The organism is Firmicutes bacterium HGW-Firmicutes-1 (assembly GCA_002841625.1).
Taxonomy (GTDB): Bacteria; Bacillota; Clostridia; order Lachnospirales; family Vallitaleaceae; genus HGW-1.
Genome location: PHAG01000004.1, coordinates 79,429 through 99,844 on the forward strand (window position 1 = coordinate 79,429; position 20,416 = coordinate 99,844).

At 33.5% G+C, this 20,416-nt stretch carries 19 protein-coding genes and 2 riboswitches; of the genes, 1 reads left to right on the forward strand and 18 read right to left on the reverse strand.

What is annotated here, in order from left to right:
- The first annotated feature begins 40 nt into the window (after positions 1–40).
- Complete coding sequence (locus tag CVU84_06110) at positions 41–490, forward strand: hypothetical protein (GenBank protein PKM95252.1); 450 nt, start codon at positions 41–43, stop codon at positions 488–490.
- A 213-nt stretch (positions 491–703) separates the two neighbouring features.
- Here the strand turns inward: CVU84_06110 and CVU84_06115 are convergent, their stop codons facing one another.
- The 18 genes from CVU84_06115 to CVU84_06200 form a co-directional block, all read right to left on the reverse strand.
- Positions 704–2,662 carry a cell division protein FtsH gene (locus CVU84_06115; protein PKM95253.1) on the reverse strand — a complete coding sequence of 653 codons (1,959 nt, stop codon included), beginning with the start codon at positions 2,660–2,662 and terminating at the stop codon, positions 704–706.
- Between the two features lie 116 nt (positions 2,663–2,778).
- Complete coding sequence (gene hpt / locus CVU84_06120) at positions 2,779–3,303, reverse strand: hypoxanthine phosphoribosyltransferase (protein PKM95254.1); 525 nt, start codon at positions 3,301–3,303, stop codon at positions 2,779–2,781.
- Positions 3,304–3,306: 3 nt separating this feature from the next.
- Positions 3,307–4,692, reverse strand: a complete 1,386-nt coding sequence (tilS, locus tag CVU84_06125) for a tRNA lysidine(34) synthetase TilS (protein ID PKM95255.1) — start codon at positions 4,690–4,692, stop codon at positions 3,307–3,309.
- 133 nt (positions 4,693–4,825) lie between these two features.
- Positions 4,826–7,156, reverse strand: coding sequence for a stage II sporulation protein E (gene spoIIE / locus CVU84_06130; GenBank protein ID PKM95256.1), 2,331 nt, complete (start codon positions 7,154–7,156; stop codon positions 4,826–4,828).
- Positions 7,157–7,395: 239 nt separating this feature from the next.
- Positions 7,396–7,695 carry a hypothetical protein gene (locus CVU84_06135; protein PKM95257.1) on the reverse strand — a complete coding sequence of 100 codons (300 nt, stop codon included), beginning with the start codon at positions 7,693–7,695 and terminating at the stop codon, positions 7,396–7,398.
- 13 nt (positions 7,696–7,708) lie between these two features.
- On the reverse strand, positions 7,709–8,188 hold the full coding sequence (locus CVU84_06140; protein PKM95258.1) for a hypothetical protein: 480 nt from the start codon (positions 8,186–8,188) through the stop codon (positions 7,709–7,711).
- Positions 8,181–8,462: a sporulation protein YabP gene (yabP, locus tag CVU84_06145; GenBank protein PKM95259.1), complete on the reverse strand. Its 282-nt coding sequence runs from the start codon at positions 8,460–8,462 to the stop codon at positions 8,181–8,183. The genes CVU84_06140 and yabP overlap by 8 nt, the downstream gene beginning before the upstream one ends.
- 76 nt (positions 8,463–8,538) lie before the next feature.
- Complete coding sequence (locus CVU84_06150; GenBank protein PKM95260.1) at positions 8,539–8,778, reverse strand: RNA-binding protein; 240 nt, start codon at positions 8,776–8,778, stop codon at positions 8,539–8,541.
- Between the two features lie 238 nt (positions 8,779–9,016).
- Positions 9,017–9,295, reverse strand: a complete 279-nt coding sequence (locus CVU84_06155) for an HU family DNA-binding protein (protein ID PKM95261.1) — start codon at positions 9,293–9,295, stop codon at positions 9,017–9,019.
- A 25-nt stretch (positions 9,296–9,320) separates the two neighbouring features.
- On the reverse strand, positions 9,321–10,121 hold the full coding sequence (locus CVU84_06160; GenBank protein PKM95371.1) for a nucleoside triphosphate pyrophosphohydrolase: 801 nt from the start codon (positions 10,119–10,121) through the stop codon (positions 9,321–9,323).
- A 157-nt stretch (positions 10,122–10,278) separates the two neighbouring features.
- A complete protein-coding gene (spoVT, locus tag CVU84_06165; GenBank protein PKM95262.1) occupies positions 10,279–10,830 on the reverse strand; it encodes a stage V sporulation protein T in 552 nt (183 codons plus the stop codon).
- Positions 10,831–11,025: 195 nt separating this feature from the next.
- Positions 11,026–12,120 carry a hypothetical protein gene (locus tag CVU84_06170; protein PKM95263.1) on the reverse strand — a complete coding sequence of 365 codons (1,095 nt, stop codon included), beginning with the start codon at positions 12,118–12,120 and terminating at the stop codon, positions 11,026–11,028.
- A gap of 72 nt (positions 12,121–12,192) precedes the next feature.
- On the reverse strand, positions 12,193–15,699 hold the full coding sequence (gene mfd / locus CVU84_06175; protein ID PKM95264.1) for a transcription-repair coupling factor: 3,507 nt from the start codon (positions 15,697–15,699) through the stop codon (positions 12,193–12,195).
- 127 nt (positions 15,700–15,826) lie between these two features.
- Positions 15,827–16,684: a transglutaminase gene (locus CVU84_06180; GenBank protein ID PKM95265.1), complete on the reverse strand. Its 858-nt coding sequence runs from the start codon at positions 16,682–16,684 to the stop codon at positions 15,827–15,829.
- Positions 16,685–16,695: 11 nt separating this feature from the next.
- Positions 16,696–16,779: riboswitch (cyclic di-GMP riboswitch) on the reverse strand.
- A gap of 23 nt (positions 16,780–16,802) precedes the next feature.
- Positions 16,803–16,879, reverse strand: a riboswitch (cyclic di-GMP riboswitch).
- Positions 16,880–17,010: 131 nt separating this feature from the next.
- Positions 17,011–17,748, reverse strand: coding sequence for a class C sortase (locus CVU84_06185; GenBank protein PKM95266.1), 738 nt, complete (start codon positions 17,746–17,748; stop codon positions 17,011–17,013).
- 12 nt (positions 17,749–17,760) lie between these two features.
- Positions 17,761–18,318: an aminoacyl-tRNA hydrolase gene (locus tag CVU84_06190; protein PKM95267.1), complete on the reverse strand. Its 558-nt coding sequence runs from the start codon at positions 18,316–18,318 to the stop codon at positions 17,761–17,763.
- A 409-nt stretch (positions 18,319–18,727) separates the two neighbouring features.
- On the reverse strand, positions 18,728–19,513 hold the full coding sequence (locus CVU84_06195) for a hypothetical protein (GenBank protein PKM95268.1): 786 nt from the start codon (positions 19,511–19,513) through the stop codon (positions 18,728–18,730).
- Positions 19,510–20,253 carry a hypothetical protein gene (locus CVU84_06200; GenBank protein ID PKM95269.1) on the reverse strand — a complete coding sequence of 248 codons (744 nt, stop codon included), beginning with the start codon at positions 20,251–20,253 and terminating at the stop codon, positions 19,510–19,512. Before CVU84_06200 ends, CVU84_06195 begins: the two co-directional genes overlap by 4 nt.
- Positions 20,254–20,416: the final 163 nt, after the last annotated feature.

A 20,416-nucleotide genomic window follows, 5' to 3' on the forward strand; every position in this document is an offset into this window, starting at 1 on the left:
CTGATGAAGTCAGGCTAAGAAAAAATTGGAGGGAATAACTTTGAAAATAGTTGTTGACGGAGATGCATGTCCGGCAAAGGAACTCATAAAAGAACTTGCCAAGAAATACAATATTGCAGTGCATATTTTTGTTGACTCTTCTCATTACTTTGAAGATGAATTTTTCGAAATTCATGTTGTTTCAAAGGGTAATGATGCTGTTGACATTGCTTTAGTAAATTTTATGGATAAGGGTGACTTGATTATTACCCAAGATTATGGTTTGGCCTCTATGGCGCTTACCAAAACAAATTATGTGATTAATCCCCTCGGGTTTAAATATACCCTCAAAAACATTGATGAGTTGTTATTTAAGCGTCATATTGCTCATAAAGCTCGACGTGCAGGAAAAGGATATACAAAAAACAAAAAACGCACAGCAGACAACAATGAAAGATTTTATGAAACTATAGAATCTATTCTTAAAAGCAATTCAACTGGCATAGTCTAAGAACAAAGCGCTTGTCAGCGCGTTACATAATAATTTATGCTATCTTACGCTTTGTTCTATGTTTCGTGGAAAGTAGAACTTTCCAACTGGATTAGAAAAGAGGTTACCTTATATTGGTAGCCTCTTTTGAGTTTATATTTTATTCAATGCTTTACTATTTATTTTTCTACAATAATCCTAATCCTGTTCTATAAGCATTATTTTGTTTTACATTTACTTCAAAGGATTATCCTCTTTAGAAGGATCTTTGTCCTCTATGCTCTCAGGAATGATCGTTGCATCAGTTGTAGCTTCCTCAACATTCTTGGATTTTTCCTCTACAACATCAACGTCATCCTCAATTACTTCACCCCTAAATGCCTTTTCAAATTGCTCTCTAGTAATTTTCTCTCTTTTGAGCAACTCTTCAGCAACTCGATGAAGAGCTTCTTTATTATTTTCTAGAAGTTCCATAGCTTTTTCATATGCATCTTCTACAATACGTCTTATTTCGCTATCTATTAATCCAGCAACATTCTCGCCGTAATTTCTTGTGTGTCCCCAATCTCTACCAATAAAGACTTGGCTATCGTCTTCACCGAACTGTATTGGTCCAAGCACATCAGACATACCATAACGAACAACCATATTCCTTGCTATAGTAGTCGCACGCTCGATATCATTTGAAGCACCCGTTGTAATATCATCTAAAACAAGCTTTTCAGATACTCGTCCACTTAATAGGATTACTATTTCTTGTTCCATTTTTTTCTTTGTCATGTACATCTCATCTTTTTCAGGAATGGACATTGTATACCCACCAGCCATACCAGTTGGTATAATAGAGATGCTATGAACACTATCTACATCAGGTAAAACATGTTGCACTATTGCATGCCCAGCTTCATGGAATGCAGTAATACGTTTTTCTTTATCAGAGATGACACGGCTTCTCTTTTCAGTACCGATGCCAACCTTTACGAAGGATCTTCTAAGGTCCTCTTGTTTGATTACCTTGCTATTTGTTCTAGCCGCAAAAATTGCAGCCTCATTTAATAGATTTTCTAAATCTGCACCAGTAAATCCTGCAGTAGTTTGTGCCAATTCTTTTAAATTGATATCATCAGATAATGGTTTACCTTTTGAATGTACTTTTAAAATTTCTTCCCTGCCTCTTACGTCTGGTTTCCCTACATATACCCTTCTGTCAAAACGACCCGGACGAAGTATTGCTGGATCTAATATATCTGCACGGTTTGTAGCAGCAAGAACGATTACGCCCTCGTTGTTACCGAAACCATCCATTTCAACTAACAATTGGTTAAGGGTTTGCTCTCTTTCATCATGTCCACCACCAAGACCTGCGCCTCTTCTTCTACCAACTGCATCAATTTCATCAATAAAAATAATACATGGTGCATTTTTCTTCGCTTGTTCAAACAAATCTCTAACTCTAGATGCACCAACACCTACAAACATTTCAACAAAGTCAGAACCAGAAATGCTAAAAAATGGTACTCCAGCTTCACCTGCTACTGCTTTTGCTAACAACGTTTTACCAGTTCCTGGAGGCCCTACCAAAATAACACCCTTAGGAATTCTAGCTCCAAGTTCAACAAACTTTCTCGGGCTCTTAAGGAAATCGACCACTTCTTCTAATTCTTCTTTTTCCTCTTGAAGTCCTGCTACGTTTTTAAAGGTTACTTTTTTCTTATCGTCAATTACCATTTTAGCCTTGCTTTTACCAAAGGCCATAGCACGATTAGCACCACCACCTTGAGATTGACTAAAGATAAAGAAGAACAATATTACTGAAGCACCTAGAATTACGATCCATGGTAAAATAGTCCATAATACTCCTGGTTTTTGTATGTCAGACGTTACAACCTTTACATCTTCATACTGCTTCATACTTTCTTCGAATAATGCTGTACTAGGTACAAAAAAGACTTTTGTTGGTACTTCGCCAACTTCCGCGGCTTTAAAATAAACCGTTACTTTGCCTGTAGGGATTTCTGTGTTTTGAAATACCTCAATACGCTGTACTTGATCTATCTTTTCGATTAAATCGTTATATCCGAAATCCTCTTTCATCGGTTCTTTCGTTTGCTCTGTCCAAAAAAGAACCAGGAGCAAAACAATTAAGATTATTGCATAAAAACTAAATCCTTTTAAATTTTTTTTCACTTTCATCCTCCTCTCAATGAGCATTTGTCTCATGCAGCATTGAAATTCATTCTTTTAATATAGTTATCTATGTTATCATACTTTATATAAAATTTCAATGCTTGCTATAGTAAAATGAAAAATTATTCTGTTCCTTCTACAATTGCTATGTAAGGAAGATTTCTATAAAGCTGTTTATAGTCTAAACCAAATCCAACAACAAATTCATCAGGAATTGAAAACCCTACATAATCTACATGTACATCAACAACTCTTCTTTCTGGCTTGTCTAGCAAAGTACATATTTTAAGACTCTTTGGACTCCTATCTTTTAGTATTTGTACTAAATAGCTAAGTGTCCTTCCAGAGTCAATAATATCCTCAACAATGATAACGTCCTTACCTTCAATACTTTCATCTAAATCCTTTACTATTTTAACAACACCTGTACTACTTGTTTCACTGCCATATGAAGAAACTGCCATGAAGTCCATTGTTACAGGAACCGAAATTTCTTTTGCTAGATCCACCATAAACATAACTCCACCTTTTAAAACACATATTACACAAACTTTCTTGCCTTCATAATCCCTTGATATTTGCTCTCCCAAATCTTTAACTCTATTTTTCAATTCATTTTCTGAAATTAGTATTCTTAAATTGTGCATATTCTAGTCCTCCTTTATGTAATTAACCTCTAATATTCGTTTTGTGTCCTCTGTAATTTTGTAGAACTCGCTCATTCGATGCCCAACGATCCACAAAATGCTTGACCCATCTGCTAAAAGGGGGATCTTGTCCCTCATATTTCTAGATATTTTTTCATCAATAAAAAAATCCTTCAATTTCTTTTTTCCGTTTATTCCATTTAACCAAATGAAATCTCCTATTCTGCGGTTTCTTATTGTTAAATTACATTTTATTTTATCATAGTCAAACCATTTCGTATACCTGTTTTGGGAAAATTGATGGTAATTCTGATTGTCAAATTTTATAAATTCAAATTGACCATTTATCTCTTTAATCTCAACAATTGTAGTCTCTTTTTCCACTACATATTCCCACTGCTCTAAATTTTCTTCGATCATTCTAAAGCACAGCTCATTATAAACCCTTTCAACAACAATGCCGTAAGGTAATGAAAGCTTTTTTCCTGTGTCTTTACTTAGCAAGTCCTCAATAAGAAGTATATGTTTATTCTCATAGTTTTTCAAACCCTTACTTAAATTAAAAATGAGTTTTCTATATACTCTTTTTCTGATCACCCTATCCAGTTTAGTTAATTGGTCAATATCAATATGAATTGTATGATTATCCTTTTGATTAGGAATCATGCTAATAAAACAATCTGCTTGCTTATCTAAATATGCATCCTCATCTCTTATCAGCTCACCCATCCCATTCATTTGCTTTACAAATGAAGTATTAAAGTTTTGCTCTATATAAGGAATTAGGTTCAGTCTTATTTTATTTCTTGTATATACCTCCAGATCATTGGTTAAATCATTCACAAAGGGAAGCTTATGTTCTCTGCAAAAATCCTCTAGCTCAAACCTTGTACATTCTATCAAAGGTCTAATAATATAGCCTCTGACTGGATTGATTCCACCTAAACCTTTCAATCCACTTCCTCTCATCATATTAAATAAAATAGTCTCTGCTTGATCATTCATATGATGTCCAATTGCAATTTTGCCAGAGCCTAAAGCTTCTCTTTTTTTATAAAAGCATTCATATCTTGCTACTCTACCTGCTTCTTCAACTGAAATCTTGTTTTTCTTAGCCTCTTCACCAATCTCTCGATATATTATCTCGATCGGAATGTTTAACTCTTCGCATAGCTTCTTGGTAAATTTTGCATCATCATCTGCTGCCTCTCCCCTTAACCCATGGTGTACATGGATTGCATGGACTTGGATATCTAGAACATCTTTAAGTTGATTTAATATCCATAGTAAGCATACAGAATCAGCACCACCAGATAGTCCAACTATAACGTGATCCTTAACCTCTATCATATTAAATTTCTTAATCGTTCTAAGCACCTTATCTAGCATAGACTGCGCCCTTTCCTTTTCAAACTATACGTATGCTTATTATACTATACTTAATCCAAAAAGCAACAAGAAAAGAAAACTGCCGCTTTTCAAATTGTATATGCAAAAAACTCGGTAGAGGAATTGATGTTTGTCAATTCCCTCCCTTTTCCCATACCCTAAATACCAATACAGTCATATCATCGGGCGCACTTCCCCCTGCTCTGTCTTTTGCAACATCTAAAATCAAGTCTGCTATTTTTTGTGGATTCAAGGAATCAACCTGTTCAATCAGCTCTTCTAACCATAATGTGTTATCATCCTTATCATATGGCAAATCACTAATACCATCTGACATCATAATAACAATATCATCACCCTTTAATCGACGTTTAAGCGCACTAAATTCAATCTCCTTAAACATACCTAGCGGTAGAGTATCTGTTTTGATTTTTTCTATATGTTGGCCTCTCTTTAAATATGTGGACACTGCTCCATTTTTTATAAAGCTACATTCTCCAGTATACCTATCAACCATACTAATGTCTAAGGTTGCAAAGGCTTGATGATTGTTTCTTATTCCGAGAATACTATTGACGGTCTTAATCGCAACATCTATATCAAAACCACCTTCTACTAATTGCTCAAGCATTTCAATCGTCGCCTTACTTTCAACCAATGCTTGCTCCCCGCTACCCATGCCATCTGATAACGCTATAATATCTCGTCCACCTTCAAGGTCAATAAAGGTAAAACAATCTCCAGAAACAGGTTGCTCGTTTTTATGAATACTCGCATATCCTTTCACCAGTCTATAGGTTTCCTTCTCTGTAAATACACATCTCTTTATACCAATTTGTGGAATACTTTCAACCTCTTTTATCGAAAACCTATTGGGACCTATTTTATTAATGGTTTTGAGAAGCTCCTTAATAAATCCCATGTCCTTTCCTGATTTTACATCAATCACTATTTCTTCACGCTCATTCGCACTATAATCCATCAGTACATTTACAACATCTAAATGACCTAGCTCACTTTTAATTCGTTTGAGAAATGTTCCTTGCTCTTCCCTACTTTTAGAAACACTTTCTGATAAATCTTTAATGATATTTGATATATTCAAAAATTGATCTGCAAACAAACCTCTATGCTCTATCATTTTATTTTCCCATCTAAGATTCGTTTTATAGATCTCAAAAACTCTGTTTACCATAATTACAAATTCATCAACCTTTAAGCATTGCTTATAAAATTCAACAGGAATATCCTCCACCATCACCTCGCCCTTACTTTCAACGGCAGATAAAACGCTATATACAGCTCGGTAGGTATCATAAAAATCCTTCTGCCAGCACATATTGCACATACTACAATCCTTGCACACTTTATCGGCTACGTGATCTATCAATTGATTAATTTCATTATTTGTTAGCTGCTCTTGAAGTGGCTTTACTCTAACAAATCTTTTTGCAATATTTTCATAGGTTAGTGCAAACCTATTTAATCTCAGATGAATCATTTTTTCTAATTCATTTTCCTCAACGGCATCTTTTTGTATGATTCTTTCTTTTTTATGTGTTGGCAATATTAGGAATAGACCAATCGTAAGGATCAGCATTTCCATAGTTTTCAAATCTACACCCTTTGGCCCATATAAGAGCGTTAGCACCAAAAATGCACTAAAGTATGCAATGGCTGTTCCAACCTTGCCAATCTCTCTAAAAAGCCCTGCAACAACGCCTAAAATGCTCCAAATAATAAACTCATCAACAACTCCTTCTGCTTTTGCATAATAAGCTGCTAATCCAATTGCAACTCCCATAATTGATGATGCTTCAACTCCATATTGAAATCCAATATGAAGAAGTAAATTTAATGCAATTAGTTGTAGCAAAGATATTTGAATCACTGTAATACCCATCATACCTAATGTCGCAGCACATGCAAGAATAGAAAAACTAATAAAGGTTTCTTTCACTACTCCCTCTTTATTCATATCTGTTAAGAAACTCATCCCTTTTCTAAAAAGAATAGTCAAAAGAAAAACACTTGCTCCTTCAAGTATGATTGTAATACCCGATAAGTGATCAAATTTAAAATAAAACGGAGCACCAATTGCCACAATGATTGTACTTACTGTGCAAATCACACCCATTAGATTCCCAATATTTTTCTTATACAAAAATTCAATTATGGTGCCCAATACAGTTATCGAAATTATGATAGCTAAATATTTAAAAATATTAGGTACCGTCTGGGCAGAAACAAGACCTAGTACCGTAGATAAAAATCCCCATATTCGCATCTTTTTATTTTCAAACACACACCCATAATAAGCTACAAGCATTGGGCTTATCCCTTCTATTACCCCCCTTCCAATCATAAATCCCAAAATGCATATAATCGCACCTTTGGCAAGATAACCAATTCTTTCTGTATTGATTCTTCTTTTTTCCATTGTATTGCTGACTGACTTATTCATTTGTAATACCCCCTTAACACTTTACACTATTTTATTGTTTAGTTGTGTTTTATATTATAATCACATATCTACATGGTTATTTGTCAAAACATGAACATGAATAATAAAAATTTACAGACATTTTTTCCCATGAACATATTCATTCGCAATTCAATGGCAATAAAATAATACTACTTCCATAAAATAAAAATGAAGCCGTTCAACCTGAACAGCTTCGTATTTACTATATATTCACTTTTTTATTCTGGCTTTATGATAAACAAGGTCTCATTGGGTTTAATTAAACCGAATTTTTCCCGTGCCAATTGTTCTATGTACTCCGTGGAGTTCATGGATTCTTTAAAGTCTAATAAATAATCTTGTTTATCCAATTCCTTTTGCTTCTCTGTTTCAATTGAGCTTGCTTCATTTTCAAGCACCCGATTTCTTTTATAAAGCTCCGACACTTCAACAGAAACAACTCCAATTAATAAAACTAATACAAATATTAAAAATCCTATAGGCTTCCTATTACTTTTCTTAACTCTTCTCTTTTGCATTACATCACCTACATTATATTTTATTAATAATAAAACGAATTTCTTTTAGAAATGCTTTCGTCTTTATTATTAACCATTTTTCCCTTTTTTTCAAGCCCTTAGTTGTATTTTTAATAAAAATATGAATGGGTTTAGTAAGTATTCGTATGGGGCTAAGTATAAGTTTGATAACTTTGGAAATGATACGAGTTACCTTATTAACAATTAGAGAGCTTAATAGTCCAAAATAAAGTATTGCACCTAGGCTTAAGCCAATAAATATGAACCCTCTCATGATTCCATCATTCGTATTGAATACATAACCAAATATAATGATTCCAGCAACAAACCAAAATAACAAGTCTTCTATGCCAATAGCTAGTTTCTCATGAGGCAAAAGTCTTCTAAATATTCGAATAAAATCATAAAACAGCCCTAGCAATCCACCAAATATTACTGCCCATGTGAATATGTATAATTGATCAATAACAAATATATTCATACTCTCAACCAAATAATCGACTTATTATGGATTTGCCCCCCCTTTTGTATGCTGTTTTATCATCGTATTCGATTCCCCCTATATCACCCGTTAAACTCATCTCTCCGTTTTCTAAGTTTAATTGATTTACATGTAATGCTTCACCTTTAATTTCCAACATTCCCATATCCGTCTCAACAACAACGAGGGTTTCGTCAAAGGATACAACGTCTGATACCCCTGTAATAGACATTTCGTCTCTATTGGTTACAACTATTCTATGGTTGGTATATGAGCGATCTTCCATATTTGATAACCTCCTCTCCTTCATATTTTATGACAACTTTAAGTAAATATGCATAAAGAGTGTTATCCCGGTGTCATTAGATATACTTAAACATTTCCTTAGTCTCTTCTTTTCTAACCGTTTCTTTAACTGTTACTACTTCAACCTTAACTACCTTATTTCCAAAGTGAATTTCAATGATATCTCCCTCACTAACTGTAGCACTTGCCTTTGCAACCCTATCGTTTATAAATACTCTGCCACCATCACAAGCTTCGTTCGCAACAGTTCTTCTTTTTATCAATCTTGATACCTTTAAATATTTATCTAATCTCATCCTATCACCTTCTTCATTTTTTTGTCGACTTTTGTATTTAATTTCCTAATTACAAGAAAATAGGCTGCGCCGCGTTAAAGAACTTTGTTATTTATACGCCGAGTTAAAACCCTCGTTTCCTATTTGCCGCTTTTCCAATTGCTTATGCAGAACTTTCCTAATAAATGAAAAAAGGAGATATCCCGTAGTAGAATAAAAATTCTACTGTGAGACATCCCCTTTGTTTTCTTTGCTTTGATTAACGTGCGTTAATAGAATCCTTTAAAGCTTTACCGGCTTTAAATCTAGGTGCTTTTGATGCAGCTATTTTCATAGGTTCGCCAGTTTGAGGGTTTCTACCTTCTCTAGCAGCTCTTTCAGATGTTTCAAAAGTTCCGAATCCCACCAATTGAATTTTCTCGCCGTTTTTAAGTTCTTCAGATACTACATCGATAAATGCCTTTAATGCAGCTTCCACGTCTTTTTTACTTAATTCAGCCTTTGATGCCATAGCAGTTATTAATTCAGCCTTGTTCATTGAATAACTCCTCCTCTATAAATAATTATTGTGTTATTTTGAACTCATCCCACAACTGATCCATTTCAATTATTGAGAGCTTGTCCAATTCAAATCCTTTATTTTGAGCCATTTCTTCAATGCCCTTAAATCTATTTATAAACTTTTCTATGCCATTTGTCAAGGAAATTTCGGGATTTATTTCAAAAAACCTTGAAATATTGACGATTGAGAACAATATATCCCCATATTCACCCTCAATTTCATTTCTATCCCCACCCTCTAATGCTTCTTCAAATTCCTTCAATTCTTCATATACTTTTTCATATGCAGCCTTATAATCCGGAAAATCAAAGCCTACTTCTGCTGCTTTTTTTTGAACTTTGTAGGCCCTAAGAAGTGCAGGCATTGCCTTCGGAACACTTTCAAGCTTATGTCCATGGGATAAATACTGTTTTTCTGACTTTTTTAGTTCTTCCCACTGCAACATAACTTGATCTGCCGTTTCTACTTTCTCCTTCAAAAATACATGAGGATGTCTTCTAATCAGTTTCTCTGAAATTCCATGAATCACATCATCTAAGTTGAAATTTCCAAGATCTTCAGCAATTTTACTATGAAACAAAACATGTAGCAACACATCTCCAAGCTCTTCTTTTAAATTAGCAACATCCTTATTATCAATTGCTTCGATAACTTCATAAGCTTCTTCCAGCGTACCACTTTTTAAGGACTCATGCGTTTGCTCCATATCCCAAGGACATCCACCTTCACCTCTTAAAATATCAATGATTTTTCTTAAGTCATCAAATTCATATTTCTCTTTATTTGACTGCCATTTTTCTATTTCCACTCGTATTCACCACTCTACACTTTACTTTTAGTCAAGGTTGCAAAACCTACGCATTCCATTCGTTAAATTATAATACCATCTTCACAAGAATGCCGCAATCCCCTTTAATAAAAAAATAAAGCAACTTGTATTCGTCGCTTTATCTACTCCTTTATTGTTCCATTTGCTTGCCTAAAAATCCCGCTGCCGAATGAGCCAGTTTAGTTTCTACTTCACCCATCCTCAACTTATTATCCTTACTTAAGAAAACAACCGCACCAATTGCATCACCTTCTGAAATGATCGGCGTAATAACCTCAGAAGTATAATCTCTCTCACTTGTATCAAACAAAATATCAATGAATTTCTTTTCATCAACACTTGCAACTATCGTTTCTCTATCATTTATGGCTACTTCTAACTCTTTACTAATCTGTTTCTCTAAAAATTCTCTTTTAGAACCCCCAGAAACAGCTATTATTTGATCCTTATCAGATATACAAATAATGTGTCCTGTTGTTTGGGCTAATGCCTCCGCATATTGTTTTGCAAAGGAACCCAACTCACCAATTGGAGAGTATTTCTTTAGTATAATTTCGCCGTCCTTATCAGTAAAAATTTCTAATGGGTCACCTTCTCTTATCCTCAAAGTTCTTCTTATTTCTTTAGGAACAACTACTCTTCCTAAATCATCTATTCTTCGTACGATTCCTGTAGCTTTCATAGTGATTTCCTCCTTATTTGTCTTACTAAACTGTCCATAATTATTATGTGTCAAAAATACTAAAATATTCATTTTGGAGGAAGACACACTAATATAATAATTACCAAAAGAAACATGTTATAGTTTAAAATATTTAATCGCGGTTTTTCCATACAATAATAAAAGCGTTCAAATGAACGCTTTTTGTTGTTAACTTTAAAATAAACTCAATGTTTCCCATGGTTCATTTTTTAATTCTATTTTTGTTTCTTTTATCCATTCTTCATAAATCTCATTAAAAGCTTGTTGTTTTAAGGTTGCGATAGCATCTTCTCTTAATGTTTCCTCCCAAAGCTTAAATTCGGCTTCATAATCAGAAATCTCTTGCTCTGTGGGTGTCTCTATCGCTAATAACTTAAAGATATGATATCCATACTCTGTTTTAATTACCTCACTAATTTGCCCAATTTTTAGATTTTCAAGTGAAGCTTTAAGTTCATCACTTAACAATACTATCGAAATCTTATATTCTCCATTTGAGTCTTTTTCAGCCTCTTCGGAATATTGGTTGATTAATGCACTAAAATCATGGCCATCTTTTGCCAATTTATAAGCTTCTTGTGCTTTTTCATAAGCTTTTTTCTGCGCTTCTTCTGGTAAAGGTACCAGTTCATCATTTGTATTTAATTCTGCCGTATTCGCAAGAATATGTTGAACTACTGATAAGGTTAATATTTCTTTTGTATCATAATTGATTAGCTTAGAATAATTTGCATCCAATAGCATAGTTTCAACAATTTGTTCTTCACTCGGTACATACTTACTATTTATCGAATCAGAAACCTCTGTAGCCAATCTAAAATCCAAAAAAACATTTTCAACAATTTGTTTTGTAATGCCGTACTTATCAACAATCTCTTCGGGAATTTCTTCATAATAATCTATTGCAATTTTTTTAGTATCTTCAACTACTGCATCTTCTAACTTAATTCCTAAGGTACTCGATTTTTTTCCAAGAATCTTATTTTTTATTAGATTATCATATGCCTGTTTCTTCGCAACCTGATCAGGTGGTATTCCTCCAGTAAAATCCTCTTTTGGAATCTCCCAAACTTCAGTTCCTCCTAATTCTTCAAAATCCTCTTTGACCTGTAAAAAATATATCATCACTTCAGCAGCTATTATCTTCTCACCGTCGATGACAACAATAGCTTGGGACTTTTGACTATTTTTTGTGACATTACAGCCAGAAAAAACTATCATGATGATCAATACAATAATCCATTTAGTCCAATGCTTTTGCGCCTTCATACTACACACTCCAATTTTTTAATTCCATTACAATTGACATCTTTGTACATATACTATTATACTTTTCTTTCATTAATCATTCAAACTTTTTATACGCTGTAATAAATTCTTAATCTGTCTGAATACTTGCTTCTTTTCGTCCTTTTTAACTGACAGTATAAAGCATATCTTTTCATTGACGGTAAATTTAAGTTTTTTACCATACTCTTTAACCAATTCCGGAATCTTTTCTGGATTAAGTGTTGCATCTTTACTAATCTCAAAAATATATTCTTCCCCTTTTTGTTCAACTGACATCATATCAAGCTCATTTGCCAACGCCTTAATGAGCGCTATCTCTAATAAATTAACTACAACTCTTGGTAATTCACCATATCTGTCGGTCAATTCGTCATGTACATCCATATAATCCTCTTCTTTTTCTATGGATGCAATCTTTTTATATGCTTCAATTTTCCTAATTTCGTCCTTAATGTACTTTTTAGGAATGTAAGCATCCACATCAATATTAATCGTGGTTTCAATTTTTTCTTTATCAGGATGATCGCTCATTTTATGAAGTGCTTGCTCTAATAACCTACAATACAAATCATATCCAACTGCATCTAAATGACCGTGCTGTTTTTCTCCTAATATATTGCCTGCCCCTCTTATTTCTAAGTCTCTCATGGCAATCTTAAAGCCTGAACCGAATTCAGTAAATTGTTTAATTGCTTGTAGTCTTTTTTCTGCAACCTCTTGAAGAACTTTATCTTTCTTATACATTAAATAGGCATATGCCACTCTATTTGACCTTCCAACCCGTCCTCTTAACTGATAAAGTTGTGATAATCCCATTCTATCAGCATCCTGAATAATGATCGTGTTTACATTTTGTATATCTAAGCCCGTTTCAATAATCGTAGTAGATACTAGCACATCAATTTCTCCATTGATAAATTCTACCATCATATTTTCCAGTTCTCGCTCACTCATTTGTCCATGGGCATATGCAACCTTCGCTTCAGGCACGAGCATAGAAATATGATGCGCAATCTCATCAATATTCTTTACTCGATTGTAAACGTAATATACTTGCCCATTCCTACCAATTTCACGATAAATGGCATCTTTAATCAATTGTTCGTTGTGCTCTAACACATAGGTTTGTATCGGATGTCTTTCTTCCGGTGGTTCTTCTAACGTACTCATATCTCTAATTCCCACCATACTCATATGTAGAGTTCTAGGAATAGGTGTAGCCGTTAAAGTTAAAACATCAATATTTTCTTTAAGCTTCTTAATCTTTTCTTTATGAGATACTCCAAAACGTTGTTCTTCATCAACAATAAGTAACCCAAGGTTTTTAAATTTTACATCCATAGAAATAATTCTATGTGTCCCAATTACAATATCAACTAAGCCCTTATTTAAATCCTCAATGATCACCTTTTGATCTTTTGGACTCTTGAATCTAGAAAGCATTTCTACCCTTACCGGAAAATCCTTCATACGTTGTAGAAAATTATTAAAATGTTGTTGTGCTAATATCGTAGTAGGTACCAAATAGGCCACTTGCTTGCCATCCTGAACAGCTTTGAAAGCAGCTCTAATTGCAACTTCTGTCTTACCATACCCAACATCACCACAAATTAATCGATCCATTATTTTATTGCTTTCCATGTCCCTCTTCGTATCTTCAATTGCACTTATTTGGTCGTCTGTTTCGTCATATGGAAACATTTCTTCGAACTCTCTTTGCCATAAGGTATCCTTGCTATAAATAAAACCTTTTCCGATCTCTCTCTTTGCATAAAGCTCAATCAAATCTTTAGCAAGCACCTCAACCTCTGATTTTACTCTTGCCTTGGTTTTTTTCCACTCATTTGTTCCAAGCTTATTAAGCTTTGGTTTTTTTCCCTCTACGCCAATATATTTTTGTATTGCATTAAGCTGATTTGTGGTTATATATAAATTTCCTCCATCTTGATAAGAAATCTTAATGAAGTCCTTACTAATCCCATCTATTTCAATTTTTTCAATCCCTCTAAATACACCTATTCCGTGATTTTCATGAACAATATAATCTCCAACCTTAAGGTCAGTAAAGCTATCTAACTTCCTTCCCTCTTTGAATTTCTTTTGTCTTGCTTTTTTCTTTTTCTTACCACCAATTTCAGTTTCTGAAAGAACTACAAATTTAGCCTGTGGGTATTCAAATCCCTTATGAAGACTTCCATAGCTTACCGTTACAATCCCATTTTTAAGGGGTTCATCTAAGGATTTTGAGAACTTTGCTTGAATATTATTTTCCAGGAGTAGATTGCTCATTCTTTCTGCCCGCGTATAAGAAGCACTCAAAAGTACGATTTGATACTCATTTTTCACAAAATAATTCAAGTCATTTTTAAGCATTTCAAAGTTATTGTGATAAGGGCTTATCGTCTTCATAGAAAATTCTATCGGTGTATGCCATTTCATAAAATGTATTTTTTGCATTAAAGTACTCATAAGCACCCTTTTATGCGTTTCCAATTTCGTAACGACTGCATTCAGATCATGAACTACCTCTAACTGCCTCTTTAGCAAGTATCCTTTTTCAAATCTGCCTTTAATGCTTTCCTCTAATTCATGTTTAATAGAATCCCATCGTTCTTTAATTCTAACGGGTTCGTCAACAAAAACCATTGGATCAATAAAATAATCAATGATTGAGCAAAGTTCCTCGTAGTAATAATTCATATACCCTTCGATACCATTAAAGTTTCCGAGGTTTTCAACCTTAGCCAATACTTCGTTGGTCACTTTTTTAAGTCTATTTGCTTCCTCGTCTTGTCCTAATTTAGAAAAATTTCTTATCATTTCCTCAGAGTCTAATTTTATTCTTGAAATTGCTAAACTGATGGATTCATCTGTTACAACGATTTCTCTTGCAGGTAAAACCATAATCAATTCTTTGTTTTCTATTGACCTTTGACTTTCAGGATTTACCAATCTAATGGAATCGATTTCATCATCAAATAATTCTATTCTAAACAGATTATCTTCATTAACTGGGTAAATATCAATAATACCTCCCCTAACAGAAAATTGACCTTTTGCATCAACCTGATCATTTCTTTCGTATCCCATATAGGTAAGTTGTTTCGAAAGACTAGGTATATTTAAAGTGCCTCCCACCTTAAAGCTAAGTGTATTCTCCAAAAAAATATCCTTATGAATAATGGGATCCATCAATGCTTCAATAGAAATTACTACAGTAATCTTGTCTCCATCTAATATCCTTTTGATTACTTTAAGCCTCTCTCTAACAATATCGTTGCTATGAACATCTGCGCTATAAAAAATGATATCCTTTGATGGATACAGCATTACCTGCTCTCCTTCAAAGAACTTCATATCCTCTTCGATTTCTTTTGCTCTAATGTCATTATAGGTTATTATGAGTTTTATGTTTTTATTTCCTAGTGCGTGCATTAAGTGACTTTTTGCTGAATCTGCCACGCCCGAAATACATGTTGGCTCTTTATCGTATTTGATTTTCTTTGTAGCACTTTCAAAAGCCTCTAATTTCATTAACGGACTAATCAATCCATTCATCTTGTCACTCCTTATTCATCTAACTATGCTATCTCATTCCTATTATAGTCTATTGAAAAAATATTTCAACCCAAAAAAAAGCTCCAAGGCACTTGAGGAATGCCAAAGAGCTTGGGGCCTAATTAAATTAAAACTCTAAATCGGTAGTATATTGATTTTTGGATTTTTCCATTGAGTACTTCTTTTGATGATCATACATATATGCATCATAAGTTGTATCTACTGTAATCCATCTTTTCTCACCGGAAATATATATTTCATTCCACGCATGATAAACATCAGTTGTTGTTGATTCACCCTTAATTAGTTTCGTAGGTATCCCTTGGCTTCTTAACATAGCCGCTAGAAGTACCGAATAATCAAAACAAATACCTTTTTCATCCCGTAATATCTGATCAATATCTGGCAAGTAATCATAGGATAACTCTTCAATTTTTTTATAATCATAATCTACATTTTTTACAACATAGGAATATAACACATCAATTTTTTCTTTTTCAGTTAATTTACTTGAATTGTTTTTTGTTTTCGCTATTTTTTTCTTCCCAGCATCATCTATCAACTTTTTAGCTAGAATAATTGCAGCATCATCTGAGAACCATTGAACTTGTTGGGTTGAAGCAAGAAAAACATCGTTTGCAGCTTTCACTACAACGTCACCAGATTCTGAATAAACATTTTTATATTTAGAACCAGTTGTATTTTCGTATATTTTTACTGTATATTTACCGTTTCCTAATTGTAATGGATAGTTCACATAGTCTTTACCATTGGCAACATTATAAGTGTACTTTTTCTCTCCACTTTGTATAACTAGCTTTGATTTAATCTTAATCCCAGTATTCATTAGAACTTTGACAATACCATTACTACTATAACTAAAGTCAACGTCATACGCCAAAACATCTTTCGCTACGATGTCAACATTAAATATGCTTGTTATGAATACAATTGTCAATAAAAATACATTGATCTTGCTTTTCATAAGAACACTCCTTCGGCAACCGGCTACAATTCAAATAAATGAAAGGTCCTATGGTTTTGCGTCCCTATCTTTCAATAGGTTTGCCCTTATCGGTAAGTAACAAATAAAAAAACTCCCTTTCGGTAGCTAGGCTGCCATATTAAAGGCCCTGTAGCTTTGCGTCCCAACCTTTCGATTGGTTTGCTATTATCGGTGAAAGTACCAAAATTTGCTTATATTAAATTATTATATTTATTGACAGTATCAGTGTACCACAGATTGTAACTTTATGCAAGTATATTTTTCAATATACCATAAATTTTTTCAATATACCATAAATTTCCACTTTATTCGCCTTTACTTACAGCATGGATAATCAATCTGCTATCTGGATTTATTTCCGGATGACAAGTAATGAGAGTTAATACCCTATGCTCTGAACTTCCGTTTAACACTGAGGTATCGTTTGGTTTTACAAAAAGCTTTTCATATACCTCATAATTAACTTTAGTGCCATCTCCCTTTTGAATCACTATAAAATCACCTACATCCAACTCATCTAATCTATTAAAAAAAGTACCAAAGGTATGGCTTCTATGCCCTGCTAACACTGCATTTCCGACATCTCCTAAGGATGCTGATTCAGTCATATGTCCGACTGCAAATTTTAAAGTTTCAAGATTCACACCATCTGCAATAGGTAGTTTGATATTTATTTTATCAATAAAAATGGTTCCAATCGTCTTAGGCATTTTCTTTATTGTAGTGCTCTTTGGTTGTCCTTGTTCAATATTCTCCGCATTAACAACAATCTCCTCTTGGTTACCACTATCTGCTCCCCACGCAAGCACTTCATCTAAATTGTTATTAGCATCAGCTTGTGTCATGTCTCTATTTTCAAGTTCAAGATAAAAGCTCTCAAGCATGTCCTGTTGCTTCTTATTTGTAATGAACTTTCCTACGATCGGAATGGCAATAATAAGGATACCCGCTATAATAAGCAAAGAGCCTAGATGGCGCTTTCGTATATTCTTTTTAACAGATACTTCTAGGTTACTTTCCGTTTTCACTTTATCATCATCCATTTCAATGCTCCTTTAATTGAAAACATTCATAGCAGCCTCAACATCACTTGCAATAATCTTTTCTACAGCCTTTGATGCTTTTTCAACACCATCAATTACTGTTGGCAGTTCATTCTTATTAAATCTCGACAACACATAGTTTGCCAAATCCCATCCTGGCGGCTTTTCTCCAACGCCAAATTTTATTCTATTGAATTCATTTGTGCCCAAATGACTAATAATGCTCTTGATTCCATTGTGGCCACCCGCGCTACCTTTGCTACGAATTCTTAAGGCTCCAAGATCAAGGCTTGTATCATCATAAATTATGATGATGTTCTTTATTTCTTCTTTATAAAAGCTTAGTAGCTCATTAACACATTCTCCGCTAAGGTTCATATAAGTTTGTGGTTTAACAACCATTACCTTTTCGCCGCAAACAATCCCTTGTCCAATCAATGCTCTATGCTTTTTAATATTGATTTTAATTCCGTTATCGTAGGCAAAGCGTTCTACAACCTCAAAGCCAATATTATGTCTAGTAGAATCATACTGTGATCCCGGATTTCCAAGTCCTATTACAAAATACATGTTGTTTCACCCTTCAAATTTGTCATTTATAAAAATATATTATTATTATACTTGAAAGCGACTGTTTGTTCAATGTTATTCTGGGATTAAAGATTCGCTTCACATGAGTAAAAGGTACAAATTAAAGAAGCCCCAAACATTACATTGAAGGCTTCCTCATTAACATTATTGTGCGAAAGCTATTCCCCCGCTTTTAATTCGCACTTTACGGGACCGATCTTTTCGATTCTAATCACGCATTTATACTCTTATTACCCTCATCCATTACAATAGCAAATCATATCGCCATTCATTTATACAACATTTTCAAAATGAAAACAATAGAAAGTGGGTAAAACTGTATTTTTAGAGTATAAAAATGTTTTAAAAACATTTTCATACTCTAGAAAGACCATTTCACCCACTCATTTTACGGAAGCATCACTATAACTGTAATCATATTGATAGAGTTAACAATTTCGATTTTTCCACCATATTTTTTTATTATTTTATTTACATTGTATAATTTGTATCCACTATTTTTGCTTCTAGTAGAGTATCCTTTCTTAAGGATATTGCTAATGATTTCTTGAGATATGGGGATTCCAGTATTGGTTATCATAATCATTTTATTATGATCTTTCTTCTTCATGGTTATCGATATTTTTTTATTGCTATTTTCAGCAAAAAGAGTAGCGTCTCTTGCATGATCAACAAGATTACACAATACCTTGACCATTTCGTTATCCTTTAATGGATATACAGGCAATGGCATATCATATTTAAACTCAAATTCAATTCCCATACTATTCATTTCACAGCTTTTACTAAATAACAGAGAGCTTATTATGCCGTTATTTGTATTTAAAAAATTTTCATTTTTTTTGGTTGAGGTTAGTATAATATCATCAATATATTTGATAATTTTAGTGTGTTTATCCATTTCCGCAATACTGTATATTGCTTGAATGTGATTTTTAAAATCATGTTGCTTGGTTCTTGTTTCGTCAATTAATCTTTCTAATATAGGATTGTAATCCGTATAAATTTTATTTATTTTTCTTCCTTCTTTGACTTTCACTATCACAAAAAAAACAATTATAACCATTAACGTCCAGATAATAATCAAGGTCAATCCTAATAATATATATCTCCAATGATTAGCTTGATCTATACCTTTTAAGGAAGCAAAGATAACCATTCTCCATAATTTCAATACCAGTCACCCCATTCAAATTTCTTTTTCAATTCATCTTTGAATGTTTCTCCAATTAACGCAACCTTATCATAACTATCGAATATTATACTACTTGCACTTCGCTTATTACGAATGATACTACTTACATATTGTGTATTCACTATGTATGCTTTATGAGATCGAACAAAGGTGTTAGCTAGTAGGGATTCTATTTGAGTCATTACCTTTTTTAACGAAGTCTTCGTTTCCTTGTATAAGCCAAGTTTGGAATGATAGTAAATGAATCTCCCTTGTGCTTCGATAAAATAGAGATCAGATAATAGAATTTTATTCGTTATATTACCATTGGTGATGGTAAGGTATTTTCTTTTATCTAATACTTCCTCTTTACTTATGCCTTTTGCAAGCCTTTTGATAACCTCAATAACCTCTTCCATTTTAAAAGGCTTCTCAATAAAATCATAACAATGATACTCGTGTAATGCTTTAGGCAAGAAAGTAATATGGGTTGTTATAAAAATAATTGGGATTAATTCGTATCGTTCTATTCCTCGAATATTTTGGGCTATATCCATTCCGCTAAAGTCTGGCAGCTCAATATCCAATAAAAACATATCAATATAATTATTTTCTAATAATTCCATGGCTCTATTGCCTGTTGCAGCTTCTAATACTCTACAATTTTCAAGGTTTTTTTGCAAAGTTTTTACAAGGCTTTTTCTAGTTACTTCATTGTCTTCAACTACAAGAATATTCATAATTCGACCATCTCCAATTAAACTCTACAATTATAACGTAGTATATCATAGTTCCCGACGGCTTTCAATGATAATACAAGTGAACGCCAACAGCTTTACAAAATCACTTTTATAGTAAAACAAAAGCCTATTTGTAGCAACTCAATGGCTATAAATAGGCTTA